The 18,858-nt window shown below is 63.3% G+C and carries 18 protein-coding genes and 1 pseudogene; 7 read left to right on the top strand and 12 right to left on the bottom strand.

The features are described from left to right. Positions 1-105: 105 nt before the first annotated feature. The 4 genes from O7A60_RS26915 to O7A60_RS26900 all read right to left on the bottom strand — a co-directional run bounded on the left by O7A60_RS26915 (position 106) and on the right by O7A60_RS26900 (position 2,125). Complete coding sequence (locus tag O7A60_RS26915) at positions 106-306, bottom strand: hypothetical protein (RefSeq protein WP_337108772.1); 201 nt, start codon at positions 304-306, stop codon at positions 106-108. 79 nt (positions 307-385) lie between these two features. Then, positions 386-748, bottom strand: coding sequence for a hypothetical protein (locus O7A60_RS26910; RefSeq protein WP_337108771.1), 363 nt, complete (start codon positions 746-748; stop codon positions 386-388). 22 nt (positions 749-770) lie between these two features. Beyond that, on the bottom strand, positions 771-1,283 hold the full coding sequence (locus O7A60_RS26905) for a hypothetical protein (protein WP_337108770.1): 513 nt from the start codon (positions 1,281-1,283) through the stop codon (positions 771-773). Positions 1,284-1,294: 11 nt separating this feature from the next. Next, positions 1,295-2,125 carry a class I SAM-dependent methyltransferase gene (locus tag O7A60_RS26900; protein WP_337108769.1) on the bottom strand — a complete coding sequence of 277 codons (831 nt, stop codon included), beginning with the start codon at positions 2,123-2,125 and terminating at the stop codon, positions 1,295-1,297. An 84-nt stretch (positions 2,126-2,209) separates the two neighbouring features. On the opposite strand from O7A60_RS26900, the gene O7A60_RS26895 reads away from it, so the two are divergent. From O7A60_RS26895 to O7A60_RS26885, 3 genes are all read left to right on the top strand, one after another. After that, a complete protein-coding gene (locus tag O7A60_RS26895) occupies positions 2,210-3,136 on the top strand; it encodes a LysR substrate-binding domain-containing protein (RefSeq protein WP_337108768.1) in 927 nt (308 codons plus the stop codon). A gap of 108 nt (positions 3,137-3,244) precedes the next feature. Further along, a complete protein-coding gene (locus tag O7A60_RS26890) occupies positions 3,245-5,272 on the top strand; it encodes an amidase (protein ID WP_337108767.1) in 2,028 nt (675 codons plus the stop codon). A gap of 52 nt (positions 5,273-5,324) precedes the next feature. Further along, positions 5,325-5,744, top strand: coding sequence for a VOC family protein (locus O7A60_RS26885; RefSeq protein WP_337108766.1), 420 nt, complete (start codon positions 5,325-5,327; stop codon positions 5,742-5,744). 14 nt (positions 5,745-5,758) lie between these two features. Here the strand turns inward: O7A60_RS26885 and O7A60_RS26880 are convergent, their stop codons facing one another. From O7A60_RS26880 to O7A60_RS26870, 3 genes are all read right to left on the bottom strand, one after another. Further along, positions 5,759-6,094 (bottom strand): hypothetical protein, encoded by a 336-nt coding sequence (locus O7A60_RS26880; RefSeq protein WP_027145624.1) that lies wholly within the window; start codon positions 6,092-6,094, stop codon positions 5,759-5,761. Positions 6,095-6,155: 61 nt separating this feature from the next. Continuing rightward, a complete protein-coding gene (locus O7A60_RS26875) occupies positions 6,156-6,800 on the bottom strand; it encodes a ThuA domain-containing protein (RefSeq protein WP_337108765.1) in 645 nt (214 codons plus the stop codon). Positions 6,801-6,849: 49 nt separating this feature from the next. Next, positions 6,850-7,872, bottom strand: coding sequence for an LLM class flavin-dependent oxidoreductase (locus O7A60_RS26870; protein WP_337108764.1), 1,023 nt, complete (start codon positions 7,870-7,872; stop codon positions 6,850-6,852). Between the two features lie 118 nt (positions 7,873-7,990). Here O7A60_RS26870 and O7A60_RS26865 point away from each other — a divergent pair, with 118 nt between their 5' ends. Together O7A60_RS26865 and O7A60_RS26860 are read left to right on the top strand one after the other, a co-directional pair. Beyond that, a complete protein-coding gene (locus O7A60_RS26865; RefSeq protein WP_337108763.1) occupies positions 7,991-9,076 on the top strand; it encodes a CaiB/BaiF CoA transferase family protein in 1,086 nt (361 codons plus the stop codon). A gap of 84 nt (positions 9,077-9,160) precedes the next feature. Then, on the top strand, positions 9,161-9,661 hold the full coding sequence (locus O7A60_RS26860; protein WP_337108762.1) for a peptide deformylase: 501 nt from the start codon (positions 9,161-9,163) through the stop codon (positions 9,659-9,661). A 78-nt stretch (positions 9,662-9,739) separates the two neighbouring features. Here O7A60_RS26860 and O7A60_RS26855 read toward each other — a convergent pair whose 3' ends face one another. Both O7A60_RS26855 and O7A60_RS26850 read right to left on the bottom strand, forming a co-directional pair. Further along, positions 9,740-10,018 (bottom strand): hypothetical protein, encoded by a 279-nt coding sequence (locus tag O7A60_RS26855; protein WP_337108761.1) that lies wholly within the window; start codon positions 10,016-10,018, stop codon positions 9,740-9,742. Between the two features lie 133 nt (positions 10,019-10,151). Beyond that, positions 10,152-11,648: an aldehyde dehydrogenase family protein gene (locus O7A60_RS26850; protein WP_337108760.1), complete on the bottom strand. Its 1,497-nt coding sequence runs from the start codon at positions 11,646-11,648 to the stop codon at positions 10,152-10,154. A 371-nt stretch (positions 11,649-12,019) separates the two neighbouring features. On the opposite strand from O7A60_RS26850, the gene O7A60_RS26845 reads away from it, so the two are divergent. Together O7A60_RS26845 and galE are read left to right on the top strand one after the other, a co-directional pair. Then, entirely contained in the window at positions 12,020-12,994 is a 975-nt protein-coding gene (locus O7A60_RS26845) for a UDP-glucuronic acid decarboxylase family protein (protein WP_337108759.1), read from the top strand. After that, the gene (gene galE, locus O7A60_RS26840; RefSeq protein ID WP_337108758.1) at positions 12,991-13,962 is read left to right on the top strand and encodes a UDP-glucose 4-epimerase GalE; all 972 of its coding nucleotides are present in this window, start codon (positions 12,991-12,993) and stop codon (positions 13,960-13,962) included. The genes O7A60_RS26845 and galE overlap by 4 nt, the downstream gene beginning before the upstream one ends. A gap of 62 nt (positions 13,963-14,024) precedes the next feature. On the opposite strand, the gene O7A60_RS26835 is transcribed toward galE, so the two are convergent. The 3 genes and pseudogenes from O7A60_RS26835 to O7A60_RS26825 form a co-directional block, all read right to left on the bottom strand. After that, complete coding sequence (locus tag O7A60_RS26835; RefSeq protein WP_337108757.1) at positions 14,025-15,839, bottom strand: ABC transporter ATP-binding protein; 1,815 nt, start codon at positions 15,837-15,839, stop codon at positions 14,025-14,027. Beyond that, the gene (locus tag O7A60_RS26830) at positions 15,836-16,825 is read right to left on the bottom strand and encodes a glycosyltransferase family 2 protein (RefSeq protein ID WP_337108756.1); all 990 of its coding nucleotides are present in this window, start codon (positions 16,823-16,825) and stop codon (positions 15,836-15,838) included. The genes O7A60_RS26835 and O7A60_RS26830 overlap by 4 nt, the downstream gene beginning before the upstream one ends. Continuing rightward, positions 16,822-18,852, bottom strand: a pseudogene (locus O7A60_RS26825) (SAM-dependent methyltransferase); the annotation flags it as partial. The gene O7A60_RS26830 and the pseudogene O7A60_RS26825, both read right to left, overlap by 4 nt. Between the last annotated feature and the right edge of the window lie 6 nt (positions 18,853-18,858).

Below are 18,858 nucleotides of genomic sequence, written 5' to 3'. Positions count from 1 at the left end.
GCACGATGGATCGCATGGGAAGCGTCGAGACGACCGCGATTGAATCCTCCCGCCCGATCCGAAGCGCGGACGACATTGCGTTTTGAATGTCGATTGGGTTCGGAGCTAAAGATCGAGCTCCACCATCATTCCACGCTCCTCTGCCATTTCCAGCAGCAGATCCTGCAGGTTTTCAATGGTCTGGGCCTTGCGGGCTGTCGCCGGCAGTTCCTCGATACTCTCCTTCATCGAAATCACGGCGACCCCGGTTTTCTCCGAGAGCAGCCGTGCGATAGCTGCGCGGATAAGCGCATTCTGATCGGGCATGATTCCCCCTTCATGCTATGACAACGGCACCATTTTCTTTCATGCTGTATGCCTTGTCGCAACTTATGCGAGCATTCATTCACGCTTGCAAGTCGTCTCGTTGATATTCGTATGGTCGACAGCCGCTCAACAGCGAGAGCGACGGCACCCCGCTGTCGTCGGGTTCCATGGCGGCGAGCAGGGCCAGCGGCACTTCGTGCCGACAGAGCCCGATCAAAGCCCTGCCTTCCACCGCAACCGGCAATTCGGTGTATCTGTCGAAAATGGAAAACGTGCCTGTCGGCTCGTACAGGATCTCGAAACGCTCCAAATCGCAAACCTCACTTCCCCCGGAAGCCGTGTAACGCACGCGCCCATCAGAGGTTGCATAAAAAATCGATTTTTCCCGAGGGCCGCCGCTGATGGCCGAAATCATCGAGAAGATGAAGGAGGCAGGCGGCAACTGAGGCCGACGCCGTCCCTCCTCATCGGGGGTGGGAGCCCTGAACCGCCTCAGGCCGGCGACGCATCAGCAGATAGAACGCGGCGATGTGCGTGATCATCAGAAGCGGCACATAGAGGATCGGGATCGCGTAGGCCGCCCCCAGTTCCCCTGCCAGATCGGGAAGGCCGAGTTGGACCCCTTGATAATAGTCGACGACGAGGTCGACGGCTCCCACGAGATTGAAGGCGATGACAAGCGGCCAGAATAGCTGATGTCTGCGTGCCGTGAGAAGCGCCAGCATGGCCAGCAGGCCGGTGGCGAAGTCACCATAGGCCGCAAGGATGGCGAAACCAGCCGGCAGATTGGGCCCGACGACACCTGGAAGCATGAAGACAAGTCCGAAGAAGCGGAAGCTGTGCAGCGTGGCGATGGCGCGTTGCGCCTCGAGGCGGTCCATCGCTTTGAGCCTGGGCCAGGCATAGGCGCCGAAGCACAGCAACCATGGCACGTAGCCCAGAGCGAGATGGATGTCGAAGATCATGGCCGGCGACATTCCTGCCTCCTTCAAGCCTTGCCCGGAATGGCTTCGAAGACGGCGGTCAGAATGCCCAGCCGGCCTTCCCCGAGATTGCGTCCGAGGTTGGCGGCAACTCCCGCGAAGTCCGGCCCCATGACGAGGCCGAGATTGAGCAAAGGGGGCGGTCCGGACGCCCGCAATTGCGAAAACCACGCCTTGGCTGCCTCGGTGTCGTCTTGCCATACCAGCGTTTCAAAGCCTGCCTGCTCGATCCGCGCTAGCGTTTCAGCCGCGGTGAGCAAGAAACTCTCCGCCGGGCTTCGTGCCCAGGGAACGGGATAATGCGGATCGCCGCCGTTCAACACGACGTCGTAGGTGGCAAACCTGCCGCCCGGCTTAAGCACCCGCCTGATCTCGTCATAGAGCCGTCCGCGCTCGGTGATGTTCATCGCCACGTGCTGCAGCAATACGACATCGAAATGGCTGTCGTCGAAGGGAAGCGCCAGTGCGCTGGCGCCCTCGAACGTCACCTGTTCGCCCAGCCCCATTCGTTCGGTCAGATAGTGCGCGGCCTCGACGAACGGCTCGCTGAGGTCTACGCCTGTCACCCGGCAGCCATGGGTCGCCGCCAGGAAACGGGCCGGCCCACCGAGCCCCGATCCGACATCGAGGACGATCGTTTCCGGGCCAATTCCGGCCAACCCGGCAAGCTCGGCGGTCGCCGCCAGCCCGCGGGTGTGGAATTGGTCGAGCCCCGCCAACTGCTCCGGCATGAGCCGTTGGCCCTCTGGTCCCAAAGCGGCCAGCGCCGTCTTGAGACGCTCGGTCAGGCCGCTCGCGCGGTAGTGAGCGCGCACTGCGTCGAGATTATCCGTCATTGCGGTTTCCTCTGGATTTCCGTCGTTGCCGCAGAGATAGAGGCGCTTTCGAACCGCGACTATCCGCGATAATATCGATGCGCCATGAAGCAGAACTTCACAGTCAGGCAGGGAGCGCTCGACGGCGTCGAGGCCTTCCTGAGCGTGGCCCGGCATCGTAATTTCCGCAAGGCGGCGGCCGAGCTCAAGGTAACGCCGTCGGCGATGAGCCAGGCGATCCGCACGCTCGAGGCCCGCATCGGCGCCGCGCTCTTCATCCGCACGACGCGCAGCGTCGGCCTGACCGAAGCCGGGGAGCGCTTTCTGTCACGTGCCGGACCTGCATTCGAGGAACTGGTCGCCGCGAGCGAGGTGGCGCGCGACCTCGGCCAGCGGCCGACCGGGCTGCTGCGCCTCTCGGTACCGCCGTCGGTGGTGCCGATCCTGCTGGAGCCGCTCATCGCATCCTTCTGCCAGGCCTATCCGGAAATCGAGCTGGAGATCGTCGCCAGTGGAGAACTCGTCGATCTTGCCGCCGAGGGCTTCGACGCCGGCATCCGGCCCGGCGAATTTGTCGCCGCCGACATGATCGCGGTGCGCTTGACGCCGCCGCTGCCATTCGTGGTCGTCGGCAGCCCTGATTATCTGCGCCAGCGGAACGTGCCGCAACGCATCGAGGATCTGCGCAGCCATGCCTGCCTGCGCATGCGCCGGTCAAACGGATCGATCGCGCCCTGGCCCTTTGTCGACGGCAACAAGTCGGTCGAGGCCATCGTCTCCGGGCCGCTGATCGCGCATGATTATCCGACGCTTCTGGGCGCGGCGATGCAAGGGGCCGGCCTTGCTCAGGTGCCCCAGCCGCTCGCCAGCGTGCCGGTCGCTGACGGCCGGTTGCAGGAGGTGCTGAGATCCTTTGCCGTGACCTTGCCTGGGCTTTTCCTGTACTATCCGGGAAAGCGCCAGGTCTTGCCCAAGCTGCGCGCGTTCATCGACCATGTCAGGCACCGAGGCGACGCCGAGGCACGCGCCTGAGCCCACCTGGCCCGCAACGATTTGCGATTGGCGCTTGCCGAAGCCGGCGGCCTCGCCCATCCATGGCGTACAGACACATGGCGAACAAACAACCGCCCGGGACCAATGATGACCGACGCCAGCCTTCACCTCGTCGAAGCAACGATCGACCAACTGCGGCGCGCGCTCGATGACGGCCTCGTCACCAGCATCGAGCTGGTCGCGGCCTATCTCAGGCGCATCGCGTATTTCGACCGGCACGGCATCGCGCTGAACGCAGTGCCGGTGATCAACCCTGCCATGTTCGAGGAAGCCGCCGCTTCCGACGAGCGGCGCCGGCAAGGAAAGACGCTCGGGCCGCTCGACGGCATCCCCTACACCGCCAAGGACAGCTACAAGGTCAAGGGCCTGACGGTCGCCGCCGGCTCGCCGGCCTTCGAGCATCTCGTCGCCAACGACGACGCCTTCACCATCGCCCGGCTGCGTGCCGGCGGCGCGGTGCTGATCGGCCTCACCAACATGCCGCCGATGGCCAATGGCGGCATGCAGCGCGGCGTCTATGGCCGCGCCGAAAGCCCCTACAATGCCGATTACCTGACCGCCGCCTTCGCGTCGGGCTCCTCCAATGGCTCGGGCACGGCGACGGCGGCCAGCTTCTGCGCCTTCGGGCTCGGCGAGGAGACCTGGTCGTCCGGCCGCGCGCCGGCAACCAACAATGCGCTCGTCGCCTACACGCCCTCGCGCGGTGTCATCTCGGTGCGCGGCAACTGGCCCTTGGTGCCGACCATGGACGTGGTGGTGCCGCACACGCGCAGCGTACCCGACATGCTGGAACTGCTCGATGTCATCGTCGCCGACGATCCGGAAACGCGAGGCGATTTCTGGCGCGCGCAGCCCTGGGTCGCGCTGCCCAAGAGTTCCGAGCTACGCCCGCCCCGCTATACGAATCTAGCGCTTGCCGGATCGCTGAAAGGCATGCGGCTCGGCGTGCCCAGAATGTATATCGGCCGCGACGGCGAGGCCGACCGGCCGATCGAAACCCGCGCCTCGGTGCTCGCCCTATGGGAGCAAGCGGCTGCGGATTTGCGGCGGCTCGCCGCCGAGGTGGTCGAGGTCGATTTTCCCGTCGTCTCCAACTATGAGCGCGACCGCCCCGGCGCGCGAACCATGGTCGAGCGCGGACTGGTGCCGCGGGATTTCGCCGAGCGCGAACTCTGGGACCTCAGCATCTGGGGCTGGGACGATTTCCTGCGCGCCAATGCCGACCCCGCTTTACCCGATCTCGCCGCGGTCGACGGCCCCAGGATTTTCCCGCAGCCGCCCGGCACGCTGCCAGACCGTTATGACGGCGGCTTCGACTTGGCGCAGTATGTCGAGCGCGCGAGATCGGGCGTCACGCCGTTGGCCGACATTCCCACGCTGGAGGACGGCATCAAGGGGCTGGAGATGACAAGGCGCATCGATTTCGAGGACTGGCTCGACGCCAACCGCCTCGACGCCGTGGTGCTGCCGGCCGCCGCCGATGTCGGCCCGGCCGAGGCCGACGTCAACGAAGCGTCCGCCGATCTTGCCTGGCGCAACGGCACCTGGGTCGCCAACGGCAATCTGGTCTGGCGCCATTTCGGCATCCCGACCGTCACCGTGCCGATGGGCACCATGGCCGACACCGGCATGCCGGTCGGCCTGACCTTCGCCGGCAAGGCCTATGACGACGAAAGGCTGCTGCGCATGGCCGGCGATTTCGAACAATCGACCCAGCGCCGCACCCGCCCGCCGCGCACGCCCGAGCTGGCCGAGGACCTGTTTTCAGGCCGACCCGTCCGGGCCGGCAACGGCAAGGCGCCTGCGCTCACCATCAAGCTTGCGGCCGAGACGATCAATTCTGGCGATCAGGATGAGATCACCGTCACGATTGACCTGCCTGTCGACGAACGCGAAACCGGGGACGCCGTCATCAACGTCCATGTCAACGGAGAGCCCGTCGCGATGCAACGCAGCGGTGCGCGCTTCACCGGGCATACGCTCGTCCCGACCGCCGAGCACCAGCGGCTCCACAGTGTCTGGCGCGGCTCCTACGGCTCGATCGTGAGCGCTGTGGTGCGGCTGCCGGATGGGAGCACCGCCGGCGCCTATGCGGTTACCGGCGGAATCGGGTGATGATGCGCTGTACGGGCCGCCTGCGCAACCGGCCAGACCACAGGACCCAGCCATGATCAAAGTCAAGCAACTCGCCCATGTCTGCATCTTCGCCAACGACCTCGAGGAGACGCGGCGCTTCTATCGCGATGTCCTGGGCATGAAAATCCAGTTCAACTTCCTGCGCGACGGAGCGGTTTCCGGGTTCTACCTCAATTGTGGCGGCCGCAGCCATGTCGAGGTTTTCCAGAAGGATGGGGCGTGTTTCAGCGAGACGGACCAGATCAACCATTTCTGCCTGGAGGTCGAGAACATCGATGCAGCGATCGCCCACATCACGTCCATGGACGTCGACGTCACCGCCAAGAAACTCGCCTGCGATGACACCTACCAGGCCTGGCTGCGCGACCCCAACGGCGTGAAGATCGAACTGTTCGAATACACCGGCAAAAGCGCGCAATTTACCGGCGGCGATCGGGTCGCCGACTGGTAGAGCCTGATCAAGATTTAACGCTTTGCGGCATAGGCAAGGTACGAGCGGATCGTTTCCAGCTTGTCTTGCGACAAGCCGGAGATGAGAGCTTCGTCCATATGCCCTGCGAGAATGAGACGGGTAAACACGTCCAGAAGCTGGGAGTAACGGTAGTCGAACATCCAGTCGATCTCCCGTCGCTGTTCCCGCAAAAAATCCTCGACCTCCCACATCTCGGAAGGTTGCGTAGCTGCACTGGCCTTGCTCTTGAACTCGGCCATCGTCTTTGCCAGCGCCACCTCCAACGCCGCATCGAACGCCCGGCGCGCGATCTTCTTTTCGGACGCTGACCAGCTATCCCGGGTGTCCATCACCGTCTCCGCGCATCTCCTCCGACCCTAAGCCCAGGATTTCATGAAACCGCGCTTACGGCTAGCGCGCGGCCCACAGCAAACCGCGCTCGGCAATCAGCGCCATTTCCGGCACCGCGAACTCGTCCGCCGTGTGGCCAAGCGAACTGTAAAAGACCTTGCCGGCGCCATAGCGGCGCTTCCAGACGACCGGCATGACGACACCGCCAATCCCGGGGAAATGCGCGTCGGTGAAGGTGGTCGTCGCCAGCACCTCGTTGGCCGGGTCGACATGCATGTAATATTGCTCCGACCGGTAGGCGAAGCCACTGACGCCGCTGGTGATCGGGTCGTCCGGCCGGGCGATGAAGACACGATAGTCGATGATGTCGCCGGGATGCGCGACCCATTGGCCGCCGGTCATGAACTGGTAGTCCGGCTCATTTCTAAAGCTGTCGCCCATCGTGCCGTGAAAACCGCCGAGCCCGCTCCCTTGGCGAACCGCCTGCGTCAGGTTCTTCAGTTCCGCTTTTTCGATCGTCGACATGGTGATGACAGGCACGATGAGATCGAATGAAGCGAGGTCCGGATCGGCGAACATCGCCGTGCCGTGGCCGAGCGTGACCGCGAACCCGTTACGCTCGAGCATATCGCGCACGACGTTGGCGCTGCGCTCCGGTGTGTGGCCTTCCCAGCCGCCCCAGGCAATCAGGGCTTTCTTCGACATGCGGCAACCTCCCTCGATCCATTAGACCGACGACCGCTCGCCGCATGGGTCAGCGCCAGCCGAGCGCCGGCGCGACATGGGTGAGGATCGCCTCGATGACATGGGCGTTGTAGTCGACGCCGAGCTGGTTGGGAACCGTGAGCAGCAGCGTATCGGCCTCGGCGATCGCCTCGTCCTGCGCAAGCTCCTTGATCAGCACGTCCGGCTCCGCGGCGTAGCTGCGGCCGAAGATTGCCCGCGTATTCTCCTCGATGAAGCCGATCTGGTCGCGGCTCTCATTACCGCGGCCGAAATAGGCGCGGTCGCGATCGTCGACCAGCGCGAAGATGCTGCGGCTGACCGAGACGCGCGGTTCGCGTTCATGTCCGGCCGCCTTCCACGCCTCGCGATAGATGCGGATCTGCTCGGCCTGTTGGACATGGAACGGCTTGCCGCTCTCGTCGAATTTCAACGTCGAGCTCTGCAAATTCATGCCGAGCTTCGCCGCCCATTGCGAGGTTGCGTTGGTGGCCGCGCCCCACCAGATGCGCTCGCGCAAGCCCTCCGAATGCGGCTCGAGCCTGAGCAGGCCGGGCGGATTGGGAAACATCGGCCTTGGATTAGGTTGGGCGAAGCCTTCGCCACGCAGCGTATCGAGAAAAACCTCGGCGTGGTGGCGGGCCATGTCGGCGTCGCTTTTGCCTTCCTGCGGCACGTAGCCGAAGTAACGCCAGCCATCGATCACCTGCTCGGGCGAGCCGCGGCTGATGCCGAGCTGCAGGCGTCCGCCGGCGATGATGTCGGCGGCACCCGCATCCTCGGCCATGTAAAGCGGATTTTCGTAGCGCATATCGATGACCGCCGTACCGATCTCGATGCGGCTGGTCTTGGCGCCGACGGCCGCCAGCAGCGGGAATGGCGATGCGAGCTGGCGGGCGAAGTGATGCACGCGGAAATAGGCGCCGTCCGCGCCGAGCTGCTCGGCCGCGACCGCGAGATCGATGGATTGCAGCAGCGCGTCCGAAGCTGAACGCACCTGCGATTGCGACGAGGGCGTCCAGTGCCCGAATGACAGGAAACCGATTTTCTTCATCGCCGTGAAGTATATGCGAGCGGCACGTGCTTCAATGGCAAAAGAGCGGGGTTACACACCGTCGCCCTCTCGGTGCCAAAAGTTCGCAATACCAAGCACCAACGCTGTGGAGGATGGGATGCTCAGGGGAATCCGCATCGTCGAGATCGAGGCGCTGGGGCCGGCGCCTTTCGCCGGCATGCTGCTCGCCGATCACGGCGCCGACGTCATCGTCGTCCACCGCAAGCACCCAGCTGTACCTGGTCAGCCTGAGCGCTCGCTGCTCGATCGCGGCAAGCGCTCCATCGCGCTCGACCTGAAGAATGATGACGACGCGGCCGTGCTGATGCGCCTCATCGCCACCGCCGACGGGCTGATCGAGGGGTTCCGGCCCGGCGTGATGGAGCGTCTCGGGCTCGGCCCGGAGGCCTGCCTCGCGGCCAACCCGCGCCTGGTCTACGGCCGCATGACCGGCTGGGGCCAGGACGGACCGCTGGCCTCCACCGCAGGGCATGACATGAACTATATCGGCCTGTCGGGCGCGCTCTGGTACGCCTCCTTGCCGGGAGAACCGCCCATGGCGCCGCCGACGCTGGTCGGCGACATAGGCGGCGGCGGGCTCTACCTGGTGATCGGCATGCTGGCCGGCATCATGAATGCCCGCGCCGGCGGCAAAGGCACCATCGTCGATGCCGCGATCGTCGACGGCTCGGCCCACATGATGAACCTGCTGATGTCGCTCGGCCAGTCCGGCGCGCTCGCAGCCGAGCGCGGTCAAAGCCTGCTCGATGGACCGCATTGGTGCCGCGTCTACCGGACATCGGATGACGGCTTCATCAGCGTCCAGTGCATCGAGCCGAAATTCTACGCGCTCTTCCTCGCCAGGCTTGGCCTCGCCGCCGATTCGCAATTCGCCAACCAGTTCGATCGCGATCTCTGGCCGGCGCTCGGCGACCGGCTTGCAGCGATTTTTGCCACGAGACCTCGCGATGAATGGGCCAAACTGTTCGAAGGGTCCGACGCCTGCGTCGGTCCAGTCCTCAGCCCCCATGAAGCCGCCCGGCATCCGCACATGGCGGCCCGTGGCACATGGCAGACGGTGGACGGCGCGCTTCAGACTGCGGCCGCGCCGCGCTTTTCCGCAGGCGCGCCGTGGACACCGACCAAGAGCCCGGCGCGCGGCGAGCACGATGCCGAAATCCGTGCGGGCCTGGCGGAACCGTGATGGCGCCGTGCCAGGCTATGCCTGTGTTCGCCGGTCGCCTACGGTCTCACCGGGCGAAGATAATTGGCAGATAGGACGAGGTCCGTGGCGGTTCGACCGATCATAAAGTTCCCCAATCCCCTCCTCCGTGCCGTCGCAGAGCCTGTAGAGCTGTTCGACAGGGACCTGCACGGTTTGGCCGGCGATCTCATCGACACCATGCACGCGGCTCCCGGGATCGGCATCACCGGCCCGCATATCGGCCTCTTGAAACGCCTGGTCGTGATCCAGCTTCCTTCCGCCGCAAAGCCGGGAATCTATGTAAATCCATCTGTCATCCAGGCCTCCACCGAGATGATCCGTCACGCGGAAGGCAGCGTTTCGATGCCCGGCGTCACCGAGGACATCGAGCGGCACGCCCGCATACGCGTCGGCTATCAGGATCTGGATGGCAATGAGCGGTTCGAGGATGCCGAGGGCCTGCTGGCGGTTTGCCACCAGCATGAGATCGATCAGCTCGACGGGCTGTTCTGGACGCACAGGCTGACGCGCCTCAAGCGCGACCGGCTGATCAAGCGCTACGGCAAGCTGATGCGAGCCTCGTAGGCGCCGTACCCGCACGAGAAGCGGCACCGGCGGATCGTGTCACGTTCCCGCCGTGCTGGCCTGATGGCCGGCAGCCGACTATTTCCCGCAGTGGTGATCGTTGATCTTGTTTATCGCAAACCCGTCCGGACCAGTCCGGTGGTAGGAGCAGGCCCCCGCAGCCGTCGTGAACAACTGCTGGTCGTAATAGCGCGGGCCGCCGAACAGGAAATCGATGAGATCGTCGTTCGCGGGAACGTAGCGTTCCTGTTCGCCCCGTTGGTAATGACGGTGCTTGGCCCCCGCGAATGCCGACGGAGACATGCCGAAGCCCATTGCGAGGGCAAGAGCGCAGATCGCTAACCGTTTGGTCGTCATCGCAAGCACCCTTCTGTTTGGATTCCATCTTATATTCAAATCCTCAGATGACGAGAAGTTCCTGGACCAGGGCGTTGCCAGCGATTTGCGGCCGGACGCAATGCCGCCCGGCCTCACCTGAATGTCGGGAGACCTAGTCGGTCTGGATCCAGACCGATTTGGTCTCCAGATACTCGTGCAGATGCTCGACGCCGCCTTCGCGACCATAGCCGGACATCTTCATGCCACCGAACGGCACCGCCGGGTCGATGGCATGGTACATGTTGACCCAGACCGAGCCGGCCTTGATGCGGCGCGCCAGCTTGTGGGCGGTGCCGAGATGGCTTGTGAAGATGCCGGCGGCCAGACCGTAAGGCGTTGCGTTGGCGCGGGTGACGGCCTCGTCGAGCGTATCGAACGGCATCGCCGAAATGACCGGCCCAAAAATCTCTTCGCGCGCGATGGTCATGGTGTCCGACACCGCGCCGAACACGGTCGGCGCGATGAAGTTGCCGCCATCATAGAGTTCGCCTGTCAGCCGCGAGCCGCCGGCGACCAGTTCGGCGCCTTCGTCGCTGCCGGCCTTGATGTAGCCGTCCACCTTGCCGGCTTGCCTGGCATTGATGAGAGGTCCGATTTCGGTTTCCGCCTCGATGCCGTGGCCGACGCGCAGCCTGCCGGCGAACTCGGCCAGCCGGCGCACGAATTCGTCATGGATTTCGCGCGCCACGAACAGGCGCGAGCCGGCAATGCAGATCTGGCCCGAATGCACGAACACCGCCATCGCCGCGATCGGAACGGCCTTGTCGATATCGGCGTCGCGGCAGACGATGATCGGTGACTTGCCGCCCAGCTCCAGCGAAACCCGCTTGAGATTGGTCACCCCAGCCCGCGCGATCGCTTGGCCTGTCAGCGTCGAGCCGGTGAAGACGATCTTGTTGACGTCGGGGTGTTCGGCGAGCCGCGCACCCGCTTCGGCGCCGGTTCCGGTGACGATGTTGACGACGCCGTCGGGTACGCCCGCTTCCTGCATCAGCCGGGCGATCAGCAGCGGCGTCAGCGATGCATCCTCCGAAGGTTTCAGCACGACAGTGCAGCCCGTGGCGAGCGCCGGCGCGATCTTCCAGATCGAGGCCGCGGTCGGCGCATTCCAGGGAATGATCGCGCCAACGACGCCGACCGGTTCGCGCCTTGTGAAGGTGACGATCTCGCCGGGAATGGAATTGTCGATCGCCTCGCCATGCAGCGCGGTCGCCATGCCGCCATAGAAGCGCAGCATGCCGATGACGCGGCGCCGGTTGGCAAGCGTGCGCGTGATCGGCAGCCCCATGTCGAGCGTGTCGGAGACGCTGAGCTCCTCCCAATGTACCTCGAACAGGTCGGCGATCCTGAGCAGCACGCACTGCCGCTCGTAGGGCGAGAACTTGGACCAGGGACCTTCGAACGCCGCGCGCGCCGCCGCCACCGCCGCGTCGACATCGGCAGCTCCGCCACGCGGCACCGTCGCCAGCACTTCGCCGGTCGCCGGGTTCAGCGCCTGCATCTCCTCGCCGGACTGCGCCGCGACCCACATGCCGCCGATGAACATCGGCCTGAATTCGCCATGATAGAGCGTCGTGGCCTTCGCCCTCGGGTCGAAATTCGGCGTCATCTCTTCCTCCTCACGAATTCCGTGGCGACTAATACTCCCGGCGCGGGCGACCTCAAACAAGGAAAGCTGAAAAGGCGTTTTGGCGGCCATGACCGGGGGGACGCAGCGCATCCGCATCGGCCCGCGCGGGCCTCTTAAGTCAAGGCTGATGGTGGACCCGCGGGGCGGGAAGCCCTTGGAAAATCAATGGGCTAGCAGGCAGTTAGCCAACCCATGCCCTTCATGTGATCCGAACAATGCCGAGTCACCGCTGGGCGCGCACTTAGGCAACATGTCTTGTCGGTAATGTAAATTGAAAGCGGTAGGCTGGAAAGTCGCCCAACTGTCAGGCTAGTTCCTGACCTGTCCTAAATCGGCCTGGAGATCCCAAAATGCAGGTGGCAAAACGAATCCTGGTCACTGGAGGCGCGGGTTTCCTGGGATCGTTCTTGTGCGAGCGACTGCTTGGCGAAGGTCACGAGGTTATATGTGTCGACAATTTCTTCACCGGAAGCCGAAGAAACGTCTCGCATTTGCTCGACAACAGGTCCTTCGAGATCATCCGCCACGATGTCACGTTTCCACTCTACGTAGAAGTTGATGAGATATACAATCTCGCCTGCCCTGCGAGCCCGGTTCACTACCAGTTCGATCCGGTCCAGACGACCAAGACCAGCGTCCACGGGGCAATCAACATGCTGGGCCTCGCCAAGCGCGTTTACGCAAAAATTCTTCAGGCGTCCACGTCGGAAGTTTACGGCGACCCCGAAATTCACCCGCAGACCGAGGACTATTGGGGCCGGGTAAACCCGGTAGGACCTCGTTCCTGTTACGACGAAGGCAAAAGATGTGCCGAAACTCTGTTTTTCGACTATTGGCGACAGCACAGGCTGCGGATCAAAGTCGCGCGCATCTTCAACACATACGGCCCGAGGATGCGTCCGGACGACGGCCGCGTCATTTCCAACTTCATCGTGCAAGCACTGCAGAACGAGCCGATAACAGTGTACGGCACGGGCCAGCAAACACGTTCATTTTGTTATGTCGACGATCTCATCGAAGGTCTGGTTCGCATGATGCAGACGGCTGACGATGTTACCGGTCCGATCAACCTTGGCAATCCGGTCGAATTTACGATGCTCGAACTCGCGAATCTTGTGATCGAGCTCACTGGAAGCCGGTCGACTATCGAATTTATGCCGCTGCCGATCGACGATCCAAAACAGCGACAACCCGATATCGGGACAGCCTTGCACGAGTTGAATTGGAGGCCGGAAACCGCATTGCGAGATGGTCTTGCCAAGACCATCGCCTATTTCGAAGGCTTGGCTTCGTCTGGGCATTTGCGGCCCGCGGCCGCCGAATGAAGACAGTCCTGGTCACCGGCGGGGCCGGCTATATCGGATCACATTGTTGCAAGGCTTTCGCCGAAGCCGGTTGGTCCGTCATTGCATATGACAATCTCTCGCGCGGTTGGCGCGACGCGGTCAAATGGGGGCCGCTCGTCGAGGGCGATATTTGCGACGCCGCGGCCGTGTCGGCGGCGCTGCGGCAATACAAGCCCGATGTGGTGGCGCATTTCGCCGCCTACGCCTATGTGGGCGAGTCTGTCGAGCGCCCGGAACTCTATTACCGAAACAACAGTTTCGGCTCGCTGGTTCTGTTCGAGGAAATGCTGAAGGTCGGCGCCGACAAGCTGATCTTTTCCAGCACTTGCGCGTCCTATGGCGTACCGGTTCGCTCGCCGATTGACGAAATGCATCCGCAGTCGCCCATCAATCCCTATGGATGGTCGAAATTCATCATAGAACGGATGGTGGACAGCCTGTCGTTCGCCCATGGTCTGAACGCGGTCGTGCTCCGGTATTTCAACGCGGCCGGATGCGATCCCGACGGCGAGATCGGTGAACGGCATGAACCGGAAACACACGTCATACCGCTCGCTATCGAGGCGGCGGTCAGGCCGGGCCGGATCTTTACCGTCAACGGCACCGACTTCGACACCCGCGATGGAACCGCGGTGCGGGACTATGTCCATGTCACCGATCTCGCGCGTGCCCACGTCCTGGCAGGGGAGAAGCTTCTCCGCGACAAGGGTGTCGACGTCTACAATCTCGGAACCGGAACCGGAACGACGGTGAAGGAATTGGTCGATGCGGTGAACCGGGCTTCGGGATCGCGCGTTCCGGTGGCCTACGGTCCGCGCAGGGCTGGTGACCCGCCAGCGCTCGTGGCCGCGGCCGGCAAGGCGTACCGGGAACTCGGCTGGGTGCCCGAGCAATCTGGAATCGACAGGATCGTCGAGACGGCATTGGCTTGGTATCGCAGCCGATAGCTACGCCAGACGGCCGGGTGGCCCTACGCCACCATCCAGAAAGCGGCGTCTTCGAGGAGGGATCACTTACCCTCGGCCTCGGAGGCACATACGATTTCGTGCTGGCGACGTTGATATTGAGGAACGACGAGAGAAGCGGGCCCTTGGCTGTTCACTCTGCCGTCCTCTATCCAAATGACGTTTGCGGCGTCACGCGCCGTTTCGATGCGGTGCGTGATCAGCAAAATGGTCCTGTTGCCAAGCTTTCTATCAATCGCACGCCGCACCTGGTCCTCGAGCGCGGTATCGAGCGCGTTCATCGCCTCATCCAGGATCAGGAAGTCCGGATCGCGCAGTACAGCTCGCGCGAGGCCGATGCGCTGCCGCTGGCCACCGGAAAATCGCAGTCCTTCCTGTCCGATCCAGGTGTCGTAACCGTCGGGAAGGTCCTCGACGAATGCCGCGACACCCGCACTGCGGGCGGCGGCAAGGATCTCTTCTTCGGTCGCATCGGCTTTGGCCATTCGGATGTTCTCCGTCACCGTGCCCTCGACCAGGTCGACGTCCTGCCCGGTCACCGCGATCTTGGAAAGCCAATCGTCCCGCCTGATATCCTGGAGCCGGGTACCGTCGATCTTGATCTCTCCGGAGGTTGGTTCGTACAGCCGCAGGAGGAGATTGACGATCGTGGTCTTGCCGGCGCCACTTGCGCCGATCAGGGCCGTGGTTACTCCGGCTGGAATCTCGAGCGACAGGTCCGTGAGCACCGGCGCGTTTGGATCATATCCGAAGGTGACGCGCTCGAAGACGATACTCGCGTCCAAATTCCTGAGCGCGATCGTTCCCTGCGATGGATATTCCTTGTCTTCGGACTGGATCATCTCCAGCACCGAGCGCAGTTGCGGCTGCATCTGCGCCAGAAACAGCAGGTTGCTTTCGAATTCCTGGGTATGCGGTTGCAATCGATACAGCAGCGCGACCGCGGCCAGCGTCACCTCGAAGCTGATGTGCCACCACCCCGAGACCAGAACGATGGAGCCCAACATTCCGAGATAGCCGATCTCGGTGGTTGGCCCGATCCATGACGACAGGCGGATCATGGACAACGAAGCGTTGCGCGCGGCCGCCGACGATTGCACGAAGCGGCGCTGATGAAGCGCCTCCTGTCCGTAGGCGCGGATGGTGCGCAACGCCTGGAGCGTCATGAGCATGTGCTCGCCGAGCAATTGGTGGATCTTCTTCACCTGATGGCCCAGGTCTCGCGCGGGCCGCGAAAAGATGCGCAAGATCGCGGAGATCGCGATTGAGCCGAGGGCTGCGATCAGCAGGATCTTCCAGGAGATCGTGAGCAGGAAGACAGCGAACACGACGATCGAGCAGCTATTTATGATGAGCCGGGTGACCGCGCCATAAGCCTGCGCGACCAACCACGATTCCGTCCCGAGCACCTCCATGAGTTGCGATTGCTCGTGCTGCTGGATGGTTCCGAAAGCGACCCTGAGATATTGTTGGTGGACGAGGTTTCGCGACCGTTCGCTGATCCGTTCGCCAATGCTGGAGCTGATCAACGAATATACCAGCGCCAGTGCACCACGCACGAGGATGAGCAGCAGGATCGCCAAGGCGAGCCGGGTAGGACTACCGAACCAGGCGACTGCCAGGCCCAGCGCTCGACCTTGAAGGCCACCTCCTGCCTCCGTGATCCGGTTGGACACCAGATAGAGGAACAGCAGGATCAGGGTGATGCCGAGCGTCTCGGCCAAGGACGACAGAAAACCAAGCGCCAGCAGCACGGGGGTCGCCCAGCGCGGCTTTCCAACGATGCGAAGCAGGTGTGAAAGATCGCGCAACGAAGCACGGACCGCACCGCGGCGTATGGCGTCCTTGGCGTCGCTCATTTCAGGTCCCCGATCGGGAAGCGCGTGGTCACCTGCGGGCGGATCGGCCCCCGACCGCGCGCCAGCCTCGTCACGACGCGCTTGGCCAGACGCGTACCGATCCACGGCAAATCGAAGGCGATTATCCGCATGGCGATCACCGGATGGTGGCGCAGCAACAGTGACAGGATCGGGAGCACATAGCGCGGTTGCCTCTGGAGCAACGTTCGCTCCAGGAGCCAGGCCGAATAGAAATGCAGGCCCTCACGCAGCGTCGGTGCCGCATCCTGGTGGCGGCCGAGCATCTCGTCCACCACGAGCATCCAGGATCGCAGCATGCGAGTCATGTCGCTCGACATATTTCCCGGCAGATAGCGATACCCGACCAGCGGCTCTTCGACGACTTCGAAGTGGTACCCTTCGGCGACGCGGCAGTAGAAGAGGATATCTTCACAACCCTGCGCGCCGGCCTCGCGCAGCCCGCTCTCGAAACCGCCGGCGTCTATCAGTGCCTGTCGGCGTACCAGGGCGGCGCTGCCGTTGCCAACGAAATTGCCGTGGAAGAGGCGTTCAAGCACATCGCCCCGCCAGTTTGGCCGATGCCGGTCATCGGTTACCGCACCCTGGGCATCGACCACCAGATACCAGCAGTAGACGAGCCCTACTGTCTCGTCCGTCCGATCGAACACAGCCATCTGCCGCTCGATCTTGGTCGGCGCCCAGAGATCGTCGGCATCGACAAATGCGATCATATCAGATCGCGCCGCTTGCCATCCCCTGTTGCGGGCAGCGGCCACGCCGGCGTTTGCCTGCTCGATCAGCCGCACGCGGGGGTCGATCTCCATGTGACGCCGGGCAATGGCAACAGTCTGGTCGCGCGAGCCATCGTCGACGACAATGATCTCAAGCGCCTTGTAGGACTGCGAGCGAACGCTGCGGAGCGTCTCGTCGATCGTATCTTGCGCGTTATAGGCGGGGATGATGACGCTGACCGGTTCGCCGTTCATTGAAGGACGGCCTCTATAATGGCAACAAAGTCATCGAGCGAACGATCGCCGCGAATCTCGATGCGGGGAAGGTCGATCGGATCGCAATCGAGGTCCGCCGGCCCATGTCCGCCGCCAAAGCCGATCCGATAGCCGCACTCCTTGGCCAGCCGGCCAAGCCGTCGGTCGGTGACCGAGAAAGGTGCCGCGAACGCCTTCGTCGGCCGGCCGGTCCACCGTTCGATGAACATCCGTGAGCGTAACAGCTCACCGGCCAGATCGGAGCTCGAAAGACCATCGATCGCGCGATGCGTAGCCAGATGGCTTCCGAAGAACACACCTTCGGTGGCGAGGCGACGCACCGTCCCGGCGTCCATGAGCGGCGCCGGTGGACCAAAGTCGGCATCCCACCGCGCGCTTTCCCCCACCAGGTCCGTCACCAGGAAGACCTCCGCGGTCAAGTCGTTCGCTCGCAAGATCGGCCAGGTTTGGTCGGCAAAGTTCTGGAAACCATCATCGAAGGTGATGAGTACCGGGCGGCCAACGAAAGGATGGCGGTTGGCGACGAACCATTCCAGCTGATCGGAAATGATCGTGTGAAAGCCATTGGCGCGCAGCCATGCCATCTGGTCGGCAAACGCGGCGGGCGTCAACCGATAACGGGCGAGCGCGGCCGGACCGTCATCGCAGATGCTGTGATACATGAGAACGGGGATGCGTTGCCGCCGCTCGCTGCGCGCGACCTCGCGGCGCAGCGCCCGCGCCCCGCCCCAGACGATATTTCGCGCGACCTCCATTTCGATCGGCGCGCGGATTGGGACATGGTCGATCGTCGATTCCGTTGCCACATCCTCAGGTGACACGCGGCGGAAGCGGTCGATGCGGTAGAGATCGGTCTGGATCGATCGCTCGAGGATGAGGCCCTCCGTCGCTGCCAACGTCTCCGAGATCACTTGTGCGCCGAATTTGTTATCCCAATCGAAGCCCGTCCGTTCCAAATTGTCCCGAAGCACGAATGCGTTTGCGCTGACAAGACTGCCGCCAGGCGCCAACGCCGCGACGAGTTTTGAGGCGAGGTGCCGCAATTCGGCGGGATCGTCCAGGAAATAAAGCACCTCCGAGCAAATGATCAGGTCCATTCCACCCGGCAGGATATCCGCGGCGAAATCCAGCACGGCGAACTCGACATTCAGTTGATCCGAGCAGCGCGCGCGCGCCCGTTCGATGGCGACGGCGGAAATGTCGGTTGCGGTCAAATGACCCACCAGCGGCGCCAGTTGCCGCGTGAAGTGGCCCTCCGCGCAGGCCAGTTCAAGCGCCCGCCCTATGGGACCGGCCGGCAGAATTTCGAGCTGCCGCTCGTATTTTTCCTGCTCATAGGCCGAACCGTAGTTCCAGGGATCCTCAGTCGCGAAATGGCGATCCCAGAACGACGCGCGATCATTGTCGCGCCCACCCTCGGCCCGGACACGGCGCGGCGGCGCAAGAGGTTCTATCGCCTCGGCACTCGAACGCACCAGTTCTTCGGCTTCCGCTGCTAACCGCGCCAGTCTGTCGTAGTGGCTGCCCGGATCAGACCGGCGTCCCGCCGCCGACAGCAATGCCTTCGCTGCGAACCTATCCGTCTTGTCGGCTCCACCGTTCTGTTGCAGACCTGGTACAGGCGATCGGCCCGCCAGCCGCGCGGCGCCCTTCCAGAGGCGAAACGCCATGCGCTGATAGCCGGACAGGCCGCGTATGACCTTCTCAGGAGGCACGAAATTCAGAAGCAGTTCAATCCAATGACGCCTTGTCACTCTCCCGAGCGCACCGAACTGCACCAGAGCCTCGATCTTGCCGTCGATCATCAGGTAGGCGTAGATTTGATCGATCCCTTCCGGCAATTCGGTCGAGGTCGGATTTCGAGCATCGACGCGAATGCCGAGCGTTAGCGCCAGCGGGCGCGGCGCGGCAAGATCGTCGAAATCGAGAAGCATTTGCTCAAGATGATACTGGACGCGACGACCCGCCAAGGGATCGCCCCAGACTTGGCCGAGTTCGATGATCAGCCCGCT

The sequence above is a fragment of the Mesorhizobium salmacidum (SeqCode) genome (assembly GCF_037179605.1).
Taxonomy (GTDB): Bacteria; Pseudomonadota; Alphaproteobacteria; order Rhizobiales; family Rhizobiaceae; genus Mesorhizobium; species Mesorhizobium salmacidum.
This window is presented reverse-complemented; position numbering and strand designations above follow the sequence as displayed.

Excerpts from the sequence above, each read along its gene's own strand:
- O7A60_RS26915 (WP_337108772.1), bottom strand. The coding sequence starts at position 306 with ATGCCCGATCAGAATGCGCTTATCCGCGCAGCTATCGCACGGCTGCTC.
- O7A60_RS26905 (WP_337108770.1), bottom strand. The coding sequence starts at position 1,283 with ATGTCGCCGGCCATGATCTTCGACATCCATCTCGCTCTGGGCTACGTG.
- O7A60_RS26900 (WP_337108769.1), bottom strand. The coding sequence starts at position 2,125 with ATGACGGATAATCTCGACGCAGTGCGCGCTCACTACCGCGCGAGCGGC.
- O7A60_RS26895 (WP_337108768.1), top strand. The coding sequence starts at position 2,210 with ATGAAGCAGAACTTCACAGTCAGGCAGGGAGCGCTCGACGGCGTCGAG.
- O7A60_RS26890 (WP_337108767.1), top strand. The coding sequence starts at position 3,245 with ATGACCGACGCCAGCCTTCACCTCGTCGAAGCAACGATCGACCAACTG.
- O7A60_RS26885 (WP_337108766.1), top strand. The coding sequence starts at position 5,325 with ATGATCAAAGTCAAGCAACTCGCCCATGTCTGCATCTTCGCCAACGAC.
- O7A60_RS26880 (WP_027145624.1), bottom strand. The coding sequence starts at position 6,094 with ATGGACACCCGGGATAGCTGGTCAGCGTCCGAAAAGAAGATCGCGCGC.
- O7A60_RS26875 (WP_337108765.1), bottom strand. The coding sequence starts at position 6,800 with ATGTCGAAGAAAGCCCTGATTGCCTGGGGCGGCTGGGAAGGCCACACA.
- O7A60_RS26870 (WP_337108764.1), bottom strand. The coding sequence starts at position 7,872 with ATGAAGAAAATCGGTTTCCTGTCATTCGGGCACTGGACGCCCTCGTCG.
- O7A60_RS26865 (WP_337108763.1), top strand. The coding sequence starts at position 7,991 with ATGCTCAGGGGAATCCGCATCGTCGAGATCGAGGCGCTGGGGCCGGCG.
- O7A60_RS26855 (WP_337108761.1), bottom strand. The coding sequence starts at position 10,018 with ATGACGACCAAACGGTTAGCGATCTGCGCTCTTGCCCTCGCAATGGGC.
- O7A60_RS26850 (WP_337108760.1), bottom strand. The coding sequence starts at position 11,648 with ATGACGCCGAATTTCGACCCGAGGGCGAAGGCCACGACGCTCTATCAT.
- O7A60_RS26845 (WP_337108759.1), top strand. The coding sequence starts at position 12,020 with ATGCAGGTGGCAAAACGAATCCTGGTCACTGGAGGCGCGGGTTTCCTG.
- galE (WP_337108758.1), top strand. The coding sequence starts at position 12,991 with ATGAAGACAGTCCTGGTCACCGGCGGGGCCGGCTATATCGGATCACAT.
- O7A60_RS26835 (WP_337108757.1), bottom strand. The coding sequence starts at position 15,839 with ATGAGCGACGCCAAGGACGCCATACGCCGCGGTGCGGTCCGTGCTTCG.
- O7A60_RS26830 (WP_337108756.1), bottom strand. The coding sequence starts at position 16,825 with ATGAACGGCGAACCGGTCAGCGTCATCATCCCCGCCTATAACGCGCAA.